19 protein-coding genes and 1 pseudogene are annotated in these 15,703 nt (G+C 53.2%); 1 reads left to right on the top strand and 19 read right to left on the bottom strand.

The features are described 5' to 3' along the window. Window positions 1–10 precede the first annotated feature (10 nt). The 4 genes from ACI7MX_RS02430 to ACI7MX_RS02415 all read right to left on the bottom strand — a co-directional run bounded on the left by ACI7MX_RS02430 (window position 11) and on the right by ACI7MX_RS02415 (window position 3,092). The gene (locus tag ACI7MX_RS02430) at window positions 11–733 is read right to left on the bottom strand and encodes a hypothetical protein (protein ID WP_405588500.1); all 723 of its coding nucleotides are present in this window, start codon (window positions 731–733) and stop codon (window positions 11–13) included. Between the two features lie 15 nt (window positions 734–748). Then, window positions 749–1,174, bottom strand: coding sequence for a DUF350 domain-containing protein (locus tag ACI7MX_RS02425; protein ID WP_405588503.1), 426 nt, complete (start codon window positions 1,172–1,174; stop codon window positions 749–751). A gap of 13 nt (window positions 1,175–1,187) precedes the next feature. Beyond that, entirely contained in the window at window positions 1,188–1,853 is a 666-nt protein-coding gene (locus tag ACI7MX_RS02420) for a DUF2491 family protein (protein WP_405588506.1), read from the bottom strand. 990 nt (window positions 1,854–2,843) lie between these two features. Then, window positions 2,844–3,092 carry a hypothetical protein gene (locus ACI7MX_RS02415; RefSeq protein ID WP_405588509.1) on the bottom strand — a complete coding sequence of 83 codons (249 nt, stop codon included), beginning with the start codon at window positions 3,090–3,092 and terminating at the stop codon, window positions 2,844–2,846. An 883-nt stretch (window positions 3,093–3,975) separates the two neighbouring features. Here ACI7MX_RS02415 and ACI7MX_RS02410 point away from each other — a divergent pair. Further along, entirely contained in the window at window positions 3,976–4,554 is a 579-nt protein-coding gene (locus tag ACI7MX_RS02410) for a sce7726 family protein (RefSeq protein ID WP_405588512.1), read from the top strand. Here ACI7MX_RS02410 and ACI7MX_RS02405 read toward each other — a convergent pair. The 15 genes and pseudogenes from ACI7MX_RS02405 to ACI7MX_RS02335 all read right to left on the bottom strand — a co-directional run bounded on the left by ACI7MX_RS02405 (window position 4,546) and on the right by ACI7MX_RS02335 (window position 15,615). Continuing rightward, window positions 4,546–5,676 (bottom strand): beta family protein, encoded by a 1,131-nt coding sequence (locus ACI7MX_RS02405; protein ID WP_405588515.1) that lies wholly within the window; start codon window positions 5,674–5,676, stop codon window positions 4,546–4,548. The genes ACI7MX_RS02410 and ACI7MX_RS02405 overlap by 9 nt on opposite strands. Window positions 5,677–5,972: 296 nt before the next feature. Next, window positions 5,973–6,869, bottom strand: a complete 897-nt coding sequence (locus tag ACI7MX_RS02400; RefSeq protein WP_405588518.1) for a hypothetical protein — start codon at window positions 6,867–6,869, stop codon at window positions 5,973–5,975. A 9-nt stretch (window positions 6,870–6,878) separates the two neighbouring features. Then, a complete protein-coding gene (locus ACI7MX_RS02395) occupies window positions 6,879–7,397 on the bottom strand; it encodes a hypothetical protein (RefSeq protein ID WP_405588521.1) in 519 nt (172 codons plus the stop codon). Window positions 7,398–8,290: 893 nt separating this feature from the next. Then, on the bottom strand, window positions 8,291–8,875 hold the full coding sequence (locus ACI7MX_RS02390) for a hypothetical protein (RefSeq protein ID WP_405588524.1): 585 nt from the start codon (window positions 8,873–8,875) through the stop codon (window positions 8,291–8,293). 33 nt (window positions 8,876–8,908) lie between these two features. Further along, window positions 8,909–9,271, bottom strand: coding sequence for a hypothetical protein (locus ACI7MX_RS02385; protein WP_405588527.1), 363 nt, complete (start codon window positions 9,269–9,271; stop codon window positions 8,909–8,911). Between the two features lie 106 nt (window positions 9,272–9,377). Further along, window positions 9,378–9,806 (bottom strand): hypothetical protein, encoded by a 429-nt coding sequence (locus ACI7MX_RS02380; protein WP_405588530.1) that lies wholly within the window; start codon window positions 9,804–9,806, stop codon window positions 9,378–9,380. Window positions 9,807–10,409: 603 nt separating this feature from the next. Beyond that, window positions 10,410–10,487, bottom strand: a pseudogene (locus ACI7MX_RS02375) (tail assembly protein); the annotation flags it as partial. 153 nt (window positions 10,488–10,640) lie between these two features. After that, complete coding sequence (locus ACI7MX_RS02370; protein WP_405588533.1) at window positions 10,641–11,246, bottom strand: hypothetical protein; 606 nt, start codon at window positions 11,244–11,246, stop codon at window positions 10,641–10,643. A 303-nt stretch (window positions 11,247–11,549) separates the two neighbouring features. Then, window positions 11,550–11,900: a hypothetical protein gene (locus ACI7MX_RS02365; RefSeq protein WP_405588536.1), complete on the bottom strand. Its 351-nt coding sequence runs from the start codon at window positions 11,898–11,900 to the stop codon at window positions 11,550–11,552. Further along, the gene (locus ACI7MX_RS02360) at window positions 11,897–13,690 is read right to left on the bottom strand and encodes a DUF927 domain-containing protein (protein ID WP_405588539.1); all 1,794 of its coding nucleotides are present in this window, start codon (window positions 13,688–13,690) and stop codon (window positions 11,897–11,899) included. Before ACI7MX_RS02360 ends, ACI7MX_RS02365 begins: the two co-directional genes overlap by 4 nt. Continuing rightward, on the bottom strand, window positions 13,677–14,558 hold the full coding sequence (locus tag ACI7MX_RS02355) for a toprim domain-containing protein (protein WP_405588542.1): 882 nt from the start codon (window positions 14,556–14,558) through the stop codon (window positions 13,677–13,679). Before ACI7MX_RS02355 ends, ACI7MX_RS02360 begins: the two co-directional genes overlap by 14 nt. Further along, window positions 14,555–14,782 (bottom strand): hypothetical protein, encoded by a 228-nt coding sequence (locus tag ACI7MX_RS02350; protein WP_405588545.1) that lies wholly within the window; start codon window positions 14,780–14,782, stop codon window positions 14,555–14,557. The genes ACI7MX_RS02355 and ACI7MX_RS02350 overlap by 4 nt, the downstream gene beginning before the upstream one ends. Continuing rightward, window positions 14,775–15,062: a hypothetical protein gene (locus tag ACI7MX_RS02345; protein WP_405588547.1), complete on the bottom strand. Its 288-nt coding sequence runs from the start codon at window positions 15,060–15,062 to the stop codon at window positions 14,775–14,777. The genes ACI7MX_RS02350 and ACI7MX_RS02345 overlap by 8 nt, the downstream gene beginning before the upstream one ends. A 2-nt stretch (window positions 15,063–15,064) precedes the next feature. Continuing rightward, window positions 15,065–15,196 (bottom strand): hypothetical protein, encoded by a 132-nt coding sequence (locus ACI7MX_RS02340; RefSeq protein ID WP_405588550.1) that lies wholly within the window; start codon window positions 15,194–15,196, stop codon window positions 15,065–15,067. Then, on the bottom strand, window positions 15,193–15,615 hold the full coding sequence (locus tag ACI7MX_RS02335) for a hypothetical protein (protein ID WP_405588553.1): 423 nt from the start codon (window positions 15,613–15,615) through the stop codon (window positions 15,193–15,195). The genes ACI7MX_RS02340 and ACI7MX_RS02335 overlap by 4 nt, the downstream gene beginning before the upstream one ends. Window positions 15,616–15,703: the final 88 nt, after the last annotated feature.

The following is a 15,703-nucleotide window of genomic DNA, read 5'->3' as shown; positions in this document are numbered from 1 at the left end:
AGTATGCCCCTTAGCCGCCGAAACTGAATCCGCTTGAGCTTCTGCCGCTCCAGCCGTCGCGCGCGTGTGCCTGCCCGCCAAATCCCCCTCGCGAGATTGAAGAACTGGTGCTCGTAGAGCGGGTGCTTGATTGTGTCGTGTTCTTGGCGCTGGCAAAGCTGCGCAATACCGTTGGGCCGACAGAAGCCGTGCGATCGTTGCACGCTTCATAAATCGGCTCGCTGAAGTAGCGGGTGCTACTTCCCTTGGAAAGCAGGGCTTTTAAAATCAAGTCGTTTTCCAGGCTGATAGTGCGTTCGTTCCTGATCGCCCCTAACTTCAAGAGTGGCTCACGGATTTTGTAGTGTTCCGACCAAGGCAAAGTTCCCGAAACGGTCAGCTGGAACCCCCTCATCTGCGAAGGTTGCTCTTGCTTGTTGGAAGGGGGGCAGCCCTGTTGTATAGCCTCGGCATTGCTCGCATTTGGAGTGCTGGGAGATAGAGCGTTGATGGCCTTGTCCGATATTGCTTTATTGTAGGCAATTGAGCAGATATTCATGGGTATGGGTGACTCGGCGCATTCGCGCAGAGTGCTGAAGTTTTGCTTAACCAGAAGGTTGATAGAGTGGCTTGCACTTGTAATGGGCATGACCGTTGGAAGGGGCGTCACATAGTCATCCGATTGGCTACACGCCGTGAGCGCCAGCGGCAGAGTTCCGCCCAGCACGAGCTTGAGTGAACTTCGAGGTCTCATGGGGTTGTTCCTTATTCAGGCTGAAGGAGTCATGCACGCAGCATTCAAAAAGCCGACGCTGATCGCGATTGCGGCCGTGTAGATCGCCGCTGCCTGCTCGCCATTCACAATTCTTGAGGACAGGTTTTTAACCACGAGGCTGGTTGCAATAAATGCCAGTAGTTGAATCCCCGCGGCGATAGTTACCCAGACAATAAAGTCCAGGATGCTGACGCTATGAGAAATGATATTGCCTGCGGGCAACGCGAAACCGATCAGAGCGCCCCCGAGCGCAATGGCGGCAGCCGGATTATTCGCACGAATAAGCTCGAACTCCCGGTGAGGCGTCATTCGGGTGTAAATGAACTGGAACAGTGCAAAAACTATTGCTGCAACCAGGATATAGAGGGCAAAACTGGACACCGCAGTGGCATTAAGCGACTGCCTGAGAGCGTCAAACATTGATGTTTCCTTTTCAGACAATGGAGAGGTCAGATAATTGAAGTGTCACGCCGACCGCCGTCGTAAGTAACCGGTTTGTGAGCTCATCGGTTTCCATCGACAAGAGCAGGAATTCGCGTCGGTTGGCCAGCCTCAGGTTTCGAGCGTAAAGCGCGCAACGGTGGTGAACGGTATATGAACCTTCTGTATTGATGACCCGCTCAGTCAGCGCGGTCATTTCGGCTTGCCCATCCTCAGTCCCCCATTGGCGGACATATTCTGTGCGTTCCAACTCATAGAAGGGCATGCCTATTTTTGCCCCGGGCCCTGTCAAATGCAGAAGCTCGGTTGGGCTGCAAAGCGTTCTGACCTCGTGATAACCGAAGAGGATGAGGGCGGCGATGTCATCTTCTCGCGGCCCACTCATCAGGAATTGGATATAGAAGTGCTCATTGTCGAGGTAGCAGCGAATAAGTCGGTAACCTGACCCTGCTTCGAGGGTGCCTATGGCCATGATCTTGTCATCGCTCGGCACGATGATGTCTGATTCGCCTTCCAGCAGACTTTTCAAAGCAGCATTGAGGCTTACGTGACTGCCCAAGGTCAGTCCTAACGGCAGTTTAGGTTCGCCTGGTTGGCTTGCGATCTTCGCGCAAAGCTCGGGCGCCTTCCGCCCCAATACTTGCTTGAGCCAACCCATCGCAACTCCCTGAGCGCCGGAATGAACAACGTGCCACGCTTGTTTGAATCCTGGGGTGAGGGCATCGTGAGGCGTGGCGATCTTGGGCCGGAACTGTGGACGACTTGTTTATTTGTGTCTGTAATCCAATTCTTTTAATGCGCTGGGAAAACACTCTCTGAACAGAGGGCTGAAACGTGAGTGTTTAAGTATTGGATCAGCGTGTGCAAGGTTTGAAGCGGAGGGGGTAGAGTTTTGTCGCTCGCTTAAAGAAGTCGTTATCGAGATCTATTCATGAGGAGAGACTGGCGAAAGGTTTGCCGTAGCGATGTGATCTGGCCTTTCAGAATGCGTGAGGGCTTTAGAGAGGGGAGGCGTGAGGAGGTAGTGAGTCGGTATGAATGTACCAGACACAAAAAAGCCCGCACTAGGCGGGCTTTCTCGTTGGTTTCATTTCATCTTGCGATGGGGTGAAACCGGTATTTGGTGGTACACAGTCATTTGAACTGGATCTATAACTATCTGATTTTATTGGTTTTAATTGTTTATTGTTTTTATAGGGATACATCGGGGGATACACGCTGCTTTCTGCTGGAGTGTTTTTGGCCCATTTCGAGAAGGCCCAAAGATACCCTGATTTTACTCCGACGACCGGTATAAGGTTTTTCCCGGTGATTGGGTGTGATCGACACTCCAAGCCTCGAGAGGTTGCTCAATTTTGCGAGGTTCTGCCACTTGCATGAGGTGCTTCCAACACCATGGCATTCTCTCGCGCCAGCACCACCCCGCATCAGGGTAGTGGTCATTCATGGGGTTTGTTTTCACAAATGATCGTTCGGGCCATTGCGGGTCATTCATGGGGTTAATTTCGCAACCAAATCAAGGCTGTCTTTACATGGTGCTGGTGGATGCCTGGGTTCCCATTTTGGTATGGCAGGTTCACCAAACTGCTGGCGCCGATTAGCGGCATGAGCCAAACCCAGATTATCTGCCCCGCTGGGGGAATACCCCCTACAGACGCATTTCCCTGATGACTCGTGGCGGCTCCGTACCTCGTGAAAGGGCACGCCGGGCGTCCTTGGTGAGCTGGTCGAGCGCTTGCTCCTCAAATGCCGCCGCCATTGCGCTGGTCTTCCTGACAATCAGCAGCGCTAGCTCAGGCGGAAACAGCACTTTGTCGGTCGGCAGATAATCACAGTCAATTACGGATACGGCTAAATCCTCGGGCCGGCATTGGGAGTGCTGGCGATACCCCGTCAATGTTATCAGCGTGCGAGCCTGTTCCGACCTGCTATCAGGCCGATTGAAGCCCTTGTAAATTCTTGACGAGCATCAGATGCCGTAGCACTGCTTTTCACGCTGGCAGCCTTACAGCGCTTGGGTTACGAGCGATTTGCATGTCATTGGTCGACGAAAATCCGTCTAGTGCCTGTCTAGTATTGCCTGGCGCGCTAAGGATTTGTATGGCCCGGTATATCACCACCCCATCCCGGCAACGGGCCTTGATATTGATCGGGCAGTTACCTTGACGGGCACTTCTAGAATTTTTGACAAGGCTGGCGCTGAACAAACTGAGCGAATACCCGCGAAGCCTTATAGCGCGTGGCTTTCAGTGTTTCAACTGATGGTGATTCCTTATAAATCCGTCAAGACCTGTCAAAAATTTCGTCAAGGCTGGTCAAGGATAGCGGTCGCGTTTGCCCGGTTCGACCGAGTGCCACTTGTCCCGCAAGTAACTGTCTCGGCTAGCCACTGTTCCTGGACGAGGTAGCTACCCGGACGCACGCCCGATCTGCCCCCAGCCTTTGCTGACTTCGGCCCATGGGCCGAGTTGGATAAACTGTGGCCTCTCCAGCCGTCCAGAGCCTGTCCAGAATCTCGCTGAGAAGCCACCGCTGGCCCAGGTTGTTATGTGAATCGCAGGCAAAGAAATCCGCGATGGGGAGGGCGGGCTTAAAGGGATGTTAACTAGGAGCTGGGTAACCATAGGCGCTCGTCTGTGAATGGACGGCGCATGACAACGGCACCCCATGGAGCTTCGTGGGCTTAGATGGTTCTTCTGCGGGCATTCGATATGCGGCGCTAGCTACAATCCCCATGATTTCCTATACTCCGCGCGCTTCAACAACGTAAAGGAACGACCATGCTTTCTCCGATAGACATTAGGGTTAATTTAAGAGGCTGGGTTTGCGCTCATCTCTCTACCGGAGCCCACGATGTGCTAATCGACGAGCTTGGATTTGTAAATCGACACGAGGGAAAGACAGTCGATTTGAGCTTTCGCGCCGACCTCGCTCTTGCGAATGGTCGCCTAGTAGCCTTTGAGATCAAATCTGGTGCAGACAGCTTAAAAAGGTGGCCAGACCAATGCCAGGCTTACTCCAACGTTTTTGACGAAATATGGCTTTGCACCCATGGCCGTCATTTAGAAAAAGCGCTATCAGTTACTCCGAAGGGGGTCGGAATACTAATTGCCGATGATTTGGGCGGGCTCGCGGTTCTGCGCCATGCGCAGCTAAACCAAAAAACCAATCCTTTTGATCTGAGTGGTCTTCTGTGGCGAAATGAGCTTGAAGAGCTGTGTGTTGAGCATGATATTAAATTTAGAAGTAGAGAGACTAAGTCTGAAATACGGAAGTTAGTCTCTCACACGGTGCCTCACGAAGTGCTGAGGGAGTTTGTTCTACGTCAGCTTAAGATGCGTAAAGGCGATCTAAATTAAATCGTCAAAGTCCTCATACTCCGGCTCATGAGGATTCGCTAGTTTCTGAAGTAGACCATCTGAAACATCTTTCAACATGGCGCAAGCATGCTGGTTGATTCGAATTTTGTTCCAAAAAGCCATATTTCCGCTTTTTGCTCGCTTTCCGCTTCCGATTGCTGCGATTGCTTTAGTTCCCCAACAGAATTCGTCTCCGTGATAGTTGGGGAGACGGCGGAAGACCTCTGCAATTTCACGATATTTCTCATTTTCTCCGCCTGCCCCCCGTCGCTCTTGATGCCAGCTTAAGACGTTATAGTAGCCAGCAAACGGGATCGGTGCTGCCATTTTGGCGGGGTCATAATCATCCAGCAGGTCTTTCGTCGGATTGGTTGCGGCGTAGTCGCCATAGATATGGCTAAGACCTTTAGCTTCCAGCTGCTTTTTAACGATCGCCTGCCAAAATGGATCGATGCATGGAATTACCGCGTTTGCGCCTCTATCCGGACGGTCATCTGGCCAAGACGTGCTCAGGGTTATGACCTTCACAATGCTGTAGTCGTTAGTCAACTCAAGCATTTTTTGTATGCTGCTACCCTCTTGTAGAGAGGGCATTTGACTAATACTCCATGCATCGACAATCAGAACGGTTTTAGTTAAATCAGCGTCACTTATTGAGTTCAGTACCGCTCTGGCGATAGCTATGTTTTTATCTAAAACAACTCCCGTCCCCTCTATGCGTATTCCGACAATTGGGAATTCTGAATAAAGTTTCAAAGCAAACTGGACTACACTCCGTTGATTGTCGCCAGACCGAAAGCCGACGACAGGAAGCATCTTGTCATTTATATTTTTTAACTGAATAAATGTAGATAGCTTTTTTGAAAAATTGTTACTAGCGTCATTTAGCGTTGCCGCTAACTCCGTCTGGCTGTCTTGCGCAAATCGAGAAGAGTCGAACCAGAAATGACTTTTTTGCCAGCTCTCTGCGAAAGCGTGAATCATTTTCAGGTTGTCGCCACGCGCGCTGATTATCGGAGTGATAAAAGGACGCCTATTATCCTCAATTTCTGAAATTGCTAAGAGATCATACTTCCCTGAGCGGATGCTAGGTGCATAAACAACTTTTTCCAACCTTTCCATGTCGTGCTCCATGTTGTTATTTTCATTACATTTTTGATGCCATTTAAAATACAGCTCGCTCCTGTAGGCAGACGATCAGTGAGCCACAGCAACGTATTAATATTCCGTGCGGGCATGGCGAGAGTCAACTTATCTCATGCTCGGCGCATGCAAAGCATTTCCAAGACTCCCAGCGACGGCCAGCTCAGCAATGCCCTGGCGAATGAATACCGGGTTCTCGTCGAGGGCTTGCTCTAATGCCTATCTCATATTCCGTCAAGGTAGACCCGATGAATTCCTGCGGGTCTTTCCATTGTTCATGCCTGGGTAGGAATTTTTCTTTTAGAGTTTGTTTGGAAGCGATTTCCTGATATCGGAGATTGGTATATGTCTTCATCCAAAAAGCGCAGCAGTTCCTTAAGTTTTTTCTTGTCGTCAGGGAAAATTAACTTTAACTGCTCGGCTTCTTCATGAACTCCTATGTCTATGCCGAACTCTGAGGCTGCTTCTCGGAGGTCAATAGGTGTGCATGAGTCAAGAATCCCCTCTTGATTAATAAAAGTGATTTTTTTTCTGATCCAGTTATCAATATTTGTGCTTAGCCAGTCTGGGTCGAATCCATGAAATTTTTCTTGGTTGAAAAAGTTTTCCACTTCTTCTTTTGTACTTTCATGGTAGTAAGCGTCCATTTCAAAAAGGCGACGAGTATTATGAAGACTTACAAAGCGTAGTTCGGTGAGAGCGTTTTCCGCAATACTTTGGGAAAGTATTGCGGTAGGTTTGCTATCTAGAGTAATCCCAATGCCACCCAAGCGGCGAAACGTATCAGAGTCGTAAAAAAGCGCGAACTTTTTAGTCGTGATCGCCTGGCGCCTATCAAATGCCTGGATCATCACAGTGGTAGTACCATTCTCAGTAAAACCGCCAAAAAGCCCCTTTATAGCCCCCAGACCTTCCTCCGACGGTTCCCAAGTATTGAATTCTTGTGGTGCGCGAACGGCAGAAATTAGGCCGTCAATGTCATCGAAGTCTTCTATCAGCAGCAGTTCATCGTCGTCAGGCCGGTATCTGGCATCGAAAGCAACGTCGGCTTTTCCCTCGCGAAAATTCGAGATTTGGCGTTGGAACTCAGCCTCTAAATCATCTTGAAGGTCAGCACTTGTAACGACTCTCAGGATTCGAGGTGTTGAGTTCAACAATACAAAAAGGTCCATCTTTATCTCCTATGTGGCGTCTAAAACAGTGTGGGATGTTATGTAATTTATCTTTCCTATATCTGCTGGTTTAGAAATATTTTGCTTGGTTATAAGCAGCAGGTTTGCGCCATTTGTAAGTTGCACCTCATAAAATTTATAGCCGCAAAGAGCAAGCACTGGATTTGCATAAAACGATTTTGAAACCCATATAAATACAAAAAACATAAAGGCGAAAAAAGAGAAGGTTGGAATATCTAGAAAATACTTCCCACCACCTAGCACTGGCAGCATGTACGCTACGAAATATCCAGATATTTCCTTGTCGGCAGGCTTTATTGATGCGGCGGATATTGTCGTTTTATTAAGTTTTTTTGCAGAGAATAAAATTATTTGGTGGCATATTGCGCATAGCGATAACGAGCAAAACAGCACAAATAACGCCCAGATAGGCTCACCGTTACTTTGGTATAACAAAAATGAAAGAGTAATCCCAATAGGAGCAATGGTGGTAAGTACAAGCGCAAATTTCATTAGGACGCTAAGCATGCGAAGCCCTCCCATCGTGGAGCTTTATGCTCACACGATGCAATTGGTTAGAGCTTGCATTGTAGAGATTTTTCACTGTTTATCCATACAGTCGTGTTCATCCTTGGTTCTTGCGTATGGATAATGGCTTCAGGTGCCTTCATATGTCAAATTGACACTATTCTAATTCTAGTCCCGCCAGTCAGCCTGTATGAGGCATGTTTTGTATTAAGATTATGCGTCTTAATCGTGAGTTTGTTTCGTTGTTACAGCTAGTTTTAAGTGAAAACCACTGCAATACCCTGGAAACCTCAGTGGAAACCAACGTCTGGCAACCGCTGGCATTGATAATTCCTTGGTAACCATTGGCCGGGTTCGCGCCAGCATCGCGTAATAGGGTGCGAACCTCGGTGCGAACTTGCGCCCGGTATGCATGGACGAGTGCGTACCAGCCTGCGTACTAAGCGGATCAATTCTGTCTCAGGGACAGATTTCGCGCACTTCAGGTTGCGTGAAAGGTGTGCGCGAAAGCACGCTCAGTACCTGGACGCTGCCGAGGTATCCACGCCGGATCGGCCTCAGACCGTGGATACCAAGCTGGATACCTGTCGACTTTCTCAGCGTCGGCAACCTGACATCGGATCGAGTGCGGGGCCTGGCGCGATGTTGACATCTGGTCGACCTGGAGCCGGTGGACACGTACGCTGCCTGTTAGTAAAAATTAGACTCATGAGAGGTTGGCCAACCCACTACTCTGGTAACAATTGTCGAGGTTTGCTGGTCTCGAGCGACTCTATAACAGAAAGCCTGTTATAGATGTTAACCAGGCGGAGTAATTATCACTCAGGGTAACCGAACCAGATTGGCCCCGGTTCTAGATGCATGTTTGGATACCGGTGTTTTTCGAAACGACATTAACGTTTGGACGGTTTGTTTCGTATTTTTTCCATGAAAGACGTCATTTGGTCCTCTTGGGCGAAAATCTCGGAAATGTCATCTGAAACCATACCTGTAAACTCGTCGTTTGAAGCGTCAATCATCTGCCTTAGATGATCCCGAATCTGCAATGCCCAGACGCTATTACCTATAGTCTTTGAGTAATTTATCTCGGCGTGATCGTAATCAAACGGAAAAAAAGTCCCATAAGCGTCAAAGGAATACCGAATGAAAACCGACAGCCCACTTAGGTTGTCTTTAAGGAAATCGTAATTGGTGCGATCTGACATGAACATGGCCATGTCGGCGATTCGATCAATGCTATGGCCCGCAGCTTTCACCGTTTTGTAGGTTTCGACTGCATCATCTTGTAGGTGGCTTAATATGGCATGCGCCTTTAACTCGCACTCGCACCCCATCAATAGATCAACAAAGGTCTTTATACGCCCCGTTTTATGGGTCTGGCTCTCCCAGAGGACATCGAATCTATCTAGAAAATCAGAGGCGTCGTGGTGATAGTGTTCTGCGAGTAAATGAAGCACTGAAGCTGGCTTGATTTTCAAATGCGGTTCCTTCCTATTTTTTTCGAGTAAGCCCTATGGTTCATCGTTGGGCTTCGTATCAATAACGATAATGTTCGTGGATTTTTGCAGCAGCTTTTGAACTTCAGAAGCCGAATAGCCTTTTGCTAGGATCGACTGCCCAGTCTCTGTATGGATGATTACTTCACGGCTTTTCCTTGCCTCAATCCATGCAACCACAACCTTCGCTACGGCATTCCAAGGCATTGCTTCTGATAGGGCAGTGATCGCTTCAACCAGTCCCGAGCCTTGGGGGGTAGTCGAAAACATATGGACGGGTTCATGCGGGATTTGAGCAGCATCTAATGCTGCCAGGAATGATCCTGAGCTATGTTTGAAGAGTGTTAAGCGGATTGATGTATGGGTTCCTGTACTCATTCTGTTCTCATTGGTTGGCTTGAAGTTGGGCTACGTCAGGAGCTTATGGGTGCTGAAGATTAGGCTCACGGCATGCAAACAGTGGTCAGCATGGGAGCACGAGGCGTCACACGGGGTACGTGGAATACACCTTTGTTACGACGTAACCGAAAAACGAAAATAGCATCGTGTAATTTCGCAGCACATACATCGTCTTTGTGCGCTCGGCCACTTTGTCGACTGCATTTCTTGCAATTTGCCGCATTGAGAAGTCATTTAGCTGGCCCATCTCAATCATGTGCAAATAGCCAGAGTTGGCGTTCATGGTTGAGATCGTCGACTCAATACGGAGGAATCCGAATACTGCGCTCAGCGCCATCATGAACAGGGTCGCCAGATACATTGTGGATACGTTAAGGCCAAGGGGGCCGAAGGGCATTGTCTGCGCGAGATAGGCGCAAGCCGCCATTGAGGCTCCTAGGACGAAGCGATCAAAGTTTGCAGATTCAGTACTCGCGCTTTGGTGGAGTTTTACGCTCCGTTCATCCGCACTCATATCAACGTCCTTGAATGGTTGCTTTTGGTGGTTATCTGAGTAGTTACCAGCGAGGTGACGAAACCGACGATTTGGTCTGAGTGAGACCATACCGTCTGTCTCGAAACGTGACAAAGTGCCCGAAGGCGGCTGTGTCTATTCGCTATAGCGTTGTTGGGAGTATGTCTAAAACACCGTTCCTGCTCGTTGATATTCGGTAGTTTTGCACCTTTTCGCCGGTGACGATTGTCTCTCGCTCTTGCCTCTCGGCACCCATCCCGCAAATACCGCTTCCTTGGTAGGCCGCACCGATAACAACAGACCCCGCTGGGACGTGGAGGGCAACCCTCTCTCCAGGCTTGAGTAGTGCCGCCACTTTTCCATCTACGAAAAGGCCAATTGATCAAAGGCTTCCCGTATGGCCAGAGTCTCTGGTCACCGACAATGTGCCTGTACCTGGCGTCTCTTTCTGATAGGCAATAACCCTTTCAGGCGGCACCGCAACAGCATTTTTCATGGGCACTGGGATGTTGCACAACCCGCAACCATGGCGGCAAATAGTGCTGTTGTGGCTATCCTGCGCATAAATTGCCCTCCTTTGAAAAAGGCAATCTACCATCGTGGCTACATTTGGTCTTCAGCATAAATCGCGGCGCTGATGATCGCCCCGTCCCAACGTCGACGGCCGTAACAGAGCGGTACCGATGCGTGGGCGCTTGGCCCGCTGTGTTGCTGTTCTGATCTGTCATATTTTCCTCTGTGCGCGACTGGCGCTGGTCATGGGCTGGCGCCCGGCGGTGTTGCTCTTTGTCGCGCCACGTTTTCGTGATTCGCAAAACGCGGCGCGGAAAAAAGTTATTTGCCAACGATGCTTAAGGCAGGTGGCAGCTTCGGGCCGAACGGCGCACCCGGTGCGAACGGGTCGGGTAGCAAATGTTCAGGACATTCCCTGATGAAATTCGCGGTGGCGAGTTGGCAGGCGTTGTAGAGCGGTGCGTCGTTCCATTGCTGCCTACGGCGGGCGGCGCTTTCCTCAAACGCGTAGGCGAACACCAAATCAGCCAGGGTGGACAAGCCCTCTTTGCGCGCTGTTTCCCGCTCCACGGTGTTGATCGCCAGCAGGTCGCACAGCCGGTCGAATTCAAGCCCTGCGGCCAGCCCCTCGGTGTCTAGCACCAGCGAGCGCCCGAAACCGGCCAGCACTTTGCGCAGGTCGTCCCACTCAGAACTGCGGTGGTTGGCGGCTACTTGCTCAATGTTGGCCATAGCGCTGGCGGTGAATGGCAGGAACTGGCGCAATTTGTTGGCCTTGCGGCGCATGGCCCTGCGCTCTAAATGAATCGAGTCAGCCCGTTCCCCGAAGATACGGCAGATACGCCGAGTGGTGATGAGACTGGTGCTCAAGCTGGCGCCGGGCTTCTGGGCAATGTTCAGCAGGGCGATAAATAGATTGGTGCTCATGGGTGAGCCTCCATAGGTGTGGTGACGTAGGCGGCGCGCAGGTCAGCGCCAGCCGCGCAGTGGCGGCCGGTGGGGGCGTAGCAGGAACGACAAGCCATGATGTGGTTGAGGTAGTGGTCACGAGCGTTTCGCCATTACGGGGTAGCCGTGGCGGCGCTGGCGTGAGGAGGCGGCACGAACGCACTCGGATGTTGTGCGCGGTCGGCCAGTACCAGGTGTGGACGCGTCGGACGACTCCTCACTTTTGGGGAGTCGTTACGGCAATGGTCGGCGGCATGTGATTGAACAGGGCAGAAAGCAGGCTCATAAAGCCACCTTCGCCGAATCACTCGTCATCCAATGTTCCACTGATTTCAAAAACACCGGCAACAGTGGCAACGGCGGCAACAGCCATGTATTACGGGGCTTCCAGCGCTGGCAACTGTTGCCAGCAGCAAAACCACTGGCAACCGCTATGAGCAAGGCGTGGGGTAGGGAGGCGCTCTTATAGTGAAAATCAGGTGTGCGTTGCCAGTTGTTGCCACTCTTTTTATAGGGTGGCAACGGCTGAAAGCCACGGTGCGCAAGGCCGTTGCCGGTGTTGCCACTGTTGCCAGCGATTCTAGGTTCCTGTGTATTTGGGCAATGATGACTCCTTGGGGTTTTGTGGGTCATACACCACCCCCTTCACGTTCCATGGCGTCAGGGTCGATGACGTACAGGCGAGCTTGGCCACCACCCGGCAGCCGATAGTTTTTGGTCTTGCGCTCGTGGTCGCGTCGGGCAATTACGCTGGCGCCTTCCAGTGCTTTGATGATGCGAGTCAGGCCATAGCCATGAGCGGCCTCGATCAGAGCCGGTTTGTTGAACAGGTACAGGCGGTTGCTGCCCACCAGTTCCCAGTATCCGGCGCGGTTGAATACCTTGGTGTCGGGCGTTGTGTCGTCAACATCGGAAAAGCGGCTACTGCCGTGACGGTCGATAAAGTCGAGAATACCCGCGAGGATCTGGCGGTCTTCGGCATTGCCACTGCCTACTCGACTGAGCCATTCGCCATAGAGCAAACGGCAGTCGGTGAGGGCGCTTCCCGGCTCCCACGGCAGCAACCCGTAAGCGATGGCCATTTCTCCCGCCAGTGCAATGACGGCGAAACGGTCGGCCACACGCCCGGCCTGGGCGTTGTCTTCGACAAAGCTGGCGCGTATCCCGGCAAAGTCTTCCAGTAGTCCGGGGCGGTCGTCGTTTTCGAGCAGCTTCTCGACGAAGGCGGGGCCAAGGTGCCCATGGTGAGCACCCACGGCCACGGTGAGCTGGCGGTGGAAGTCTGCGCCCTCAAGGCCGTGTAGTTCGTCGAAGGCCCGGTGTGTGCGGGTGCCTGCGTTCACGTCGACCATGCGTAGCTCAGCGCCAGCATGGGCCGGGTTGCCGGATATGGCCGCGTGTTCGGACAATGACCGCTCGCCGCTGGAGAGTGTCAGCAGGCGCCACGACAATTTGGCCCGACCTTCACGCTCGCGGGTCATGGTGCCCTTGCCTTGGCCGTTAGCGAGTGAGTACGCCATTTCCTGTACACGCTTGGGGTCGGCGCGCTTGATTTCGTCCAGCGGCAAAATGGTGTCGTTGCGGCTCGATGCCTCAATCTCAAGCCCGCCTTTGGTCATGTCCCACGAAGCCGCGAATACGCCCGGATCGCCCCAGACCGACGAACCAATCAGTTGCGCCAGTGACTTGCCGCTGGAGCTGTCGCCCACCAGGTGAACGCCACCACCCAGCACGCCCACCAGACTCAGCAACGGCCCGGCCAATGAACAACCTATCGCTAACGTCAGTACCGGGTTTCCGGTGCACTTGGCCGCGACTTCGGTTTGCCACTGCGCCAGCTCGCCGCGCCGACTGAAAAGTACTTGGGCCTTATTGCTGGCCTGATACCGCACCTTGTCGCTGCCGATGGTGCGGCCCGGCAGTACGAAAGCGCCCGACTCATGCCAGCCCGGTCGGCTGGTGGTGGCGAACATTTCGGCGGGGCGTTGGTCGAGCAGGTACTCCATGAAGGTGCCGCGCTTCTTGAGGGCAATAATGACGCCCATCCCGAACAATGCGCGCCGGGCGTCCTCGCCGCTGCCGCCGAACATCTCCATGGCAATGATCCATTCCTTAATGCCGCTTTCGGTCACAAGGCGCAGCAAGCGGCCTTCGCTGCCATCGTCGCTGTTGGTGGTGCGCGCAATGACCGTCACGGGGCTGGCTATCCACTCGTCAGTGATTGGCCGGTCGCCGGTATCACCCTCGGTGTCGTCTTGCTCGGCGGCAGCGCGCTTGAAGCTGTGCCAGTACACGCCGGGGCGCAGCTTGCGGCCTTTCTCATTGCATACCCAATGCTCGTATACCGCCCAGCACGGGCGCTCAGGCTCGACCATTGGTGCTTCGGGGCGCAGGTTGATGACATTGTTTTCAGGCGAGGCCATGAGCGGCGCTCCAGTTGGCGAGGTCGTTAAAGTCGGTCAGGTGCTCGGGCGCATTGGCGGGCCATTCGGGGAACGTCACCAGACACCCCGTAGCGACGGCGGCGGCATGGGCGGCGATGCGGCCGGGATTGCCATCGGTCTGGCGGTCGTCGTCGCCTGCGATGATGATTTCTATGTCGGGATAGCGCGCACGCAGCGCCAGCGCCACCGGTTTGAGGTTGCCCGCGTTCATGGCCGAGGCGACGGTGTAGCCGCCGTGCTGGTGAAGGCTGGCGGCCGTTGCCCATCCCTCGCAGATGCAAAGCACTGAGCCTGGCTCGATGATGCCCAGCGGCGAGTAAGTGCCCTTCACGCGACCACCGGGCAAGAAGCGCTTGCCGCCGTCCGGGGCGATTCTTTGCAGGTTGACCAAGCGCCCATCCAGGTACAACGGAATCAGCAGGTCAGCGCCACGCTGGCGTAAGCCGTAGGAGCGAACACCCTTGTCCACCAGATAAGCGTGTCTCGGATCGGCGCGGCGAGCATTTCGCCACCAGCGATTGGCCCGCTCAGCGGCCTTCTGCTGGCGCTGATGTTGCTCGGCCTCACGCTGGCGCCGGGCTTGCTCAACACGTTCACGGATTTGCGCGGCTTCCCGTGCGTCTACCGGCTCACGACTACACCAGGTGCTGGTTCCGCCGGATTTCCAACTGCCGAACGCGCCCGAGGCGATGCCGTCCAGGTACAACACGTACCAGCCATTAATCGTGTTTGGCTTATCGCTGGGCACGCAGAATCGGTGAATGGCGCCATCGGGCACGGGCAGCCAGTCGAGCGGGCCATAGACCGACTGGAGCGCGTCACGGAAAAGAATCGTGGCGTCAGTCATGCGGCCCCCTTTGGCGGGGTGAACCGCTCGGCAAGGCGCTCAAGCTGCCGGTTGAGTCGCTCCAGTTCGTCGCAGTTGCGGACTGCGTCACCTTCTTTGATTCGCAGTTCAAGGAAGCCAATCAGGGTTTCCACCAACAGCGCATAGCTGGCGCTGTCGATATGCGCGCCAGCAGGAGGCGGGGTGCCGTTGCCCTTCCGCTTGATGGGAGTGACGTTATTCATGGCTCACCCCTTTGCGATCAGCTCCCGCAAAAGCCCGGACGATCTGGCCGTTACTGATGGCGTGCCAGCGCGCCAGCTCGTCAATGGAGTCGACCAGGCACGCCGTCACTTGGGCGCCAGCACTACGCATAACTACGCGCCCACACTCGGCGTCGGCTTGTGACAGGAATGGCCCCAGCAGCGCCTTGGGTGCTTTTGGGTGGGTGACGTAAAACAACTCGGTGGCTTTATTCGGGCAAGCCGATCCCGTCAGCGCAGACGCGCCGTTTTGAATTTTCATGGTTAACCCCTTGTAGCGGAGATGCTTGCCATTACTGCTGCGAGATCACCGCGAGCCTGGCTAAACAGAAAGTCCAGAAAGTCCGGTGTGTTGGCAGCGGTGGCGCTGGATTGGGTAACGTGGGTGCGCTTCATGGGTACGCCCTCCCGATAGCCTGTTCATGCAATGGGATATAAGCGTACTCGTCCAGGTTGGGCTCGTATTTGGCATGCTCAAGAAAGGCCGCGATTACACGTAGCGGCATTTGCTGACGCCAGTATTCGACATAGGCCACCAGAAATGCCCGGCCAGGGGAGGGCTCAACACGGCAGCGCGCCATAAGCTGTTTCATTCGGGGCGTCATGGAGTGAACTGCCGGTAGATCGTTTACGCCTGTTGGTGGCTGCTCCAGGCTGTACATTTTGATCTGCCGGCCGAGTAGGTCACGAGCGAATACGTCCAGCAGTTCATGCGCAAGGTCAGCGTCAGTCAAACAAACCTGAAACCCGAACGTGCCGCGACCGTCCGCCACTTGGATGATGAAAAAGGTGTGTTTTTTTGCTGGTGTGTTCATTGGACACCGCCTGATTTCTCCAGATTACGGGCGATAGCCATGTGATTGTTGTAGTGGGTGAGACGAACGGAAAGGGGCGAGTTTGCGC

It is taken from the genome of Pseudomonas sp. 2024-210 (assembly GCF_045062345.1).
In the GTDB taxonomy this organism is placed as follows: Bacteria; Pseudomonadota; Gammaproteobacteria; order Pseudomonadales; family Pseudomonadaceae; genus Aquipseudomonas.
The sequence above is the reverse complement of the archived record's forward strand: the minus strand, read 5'-3'. Positions and strand labels throughout refer to the sequence as shown.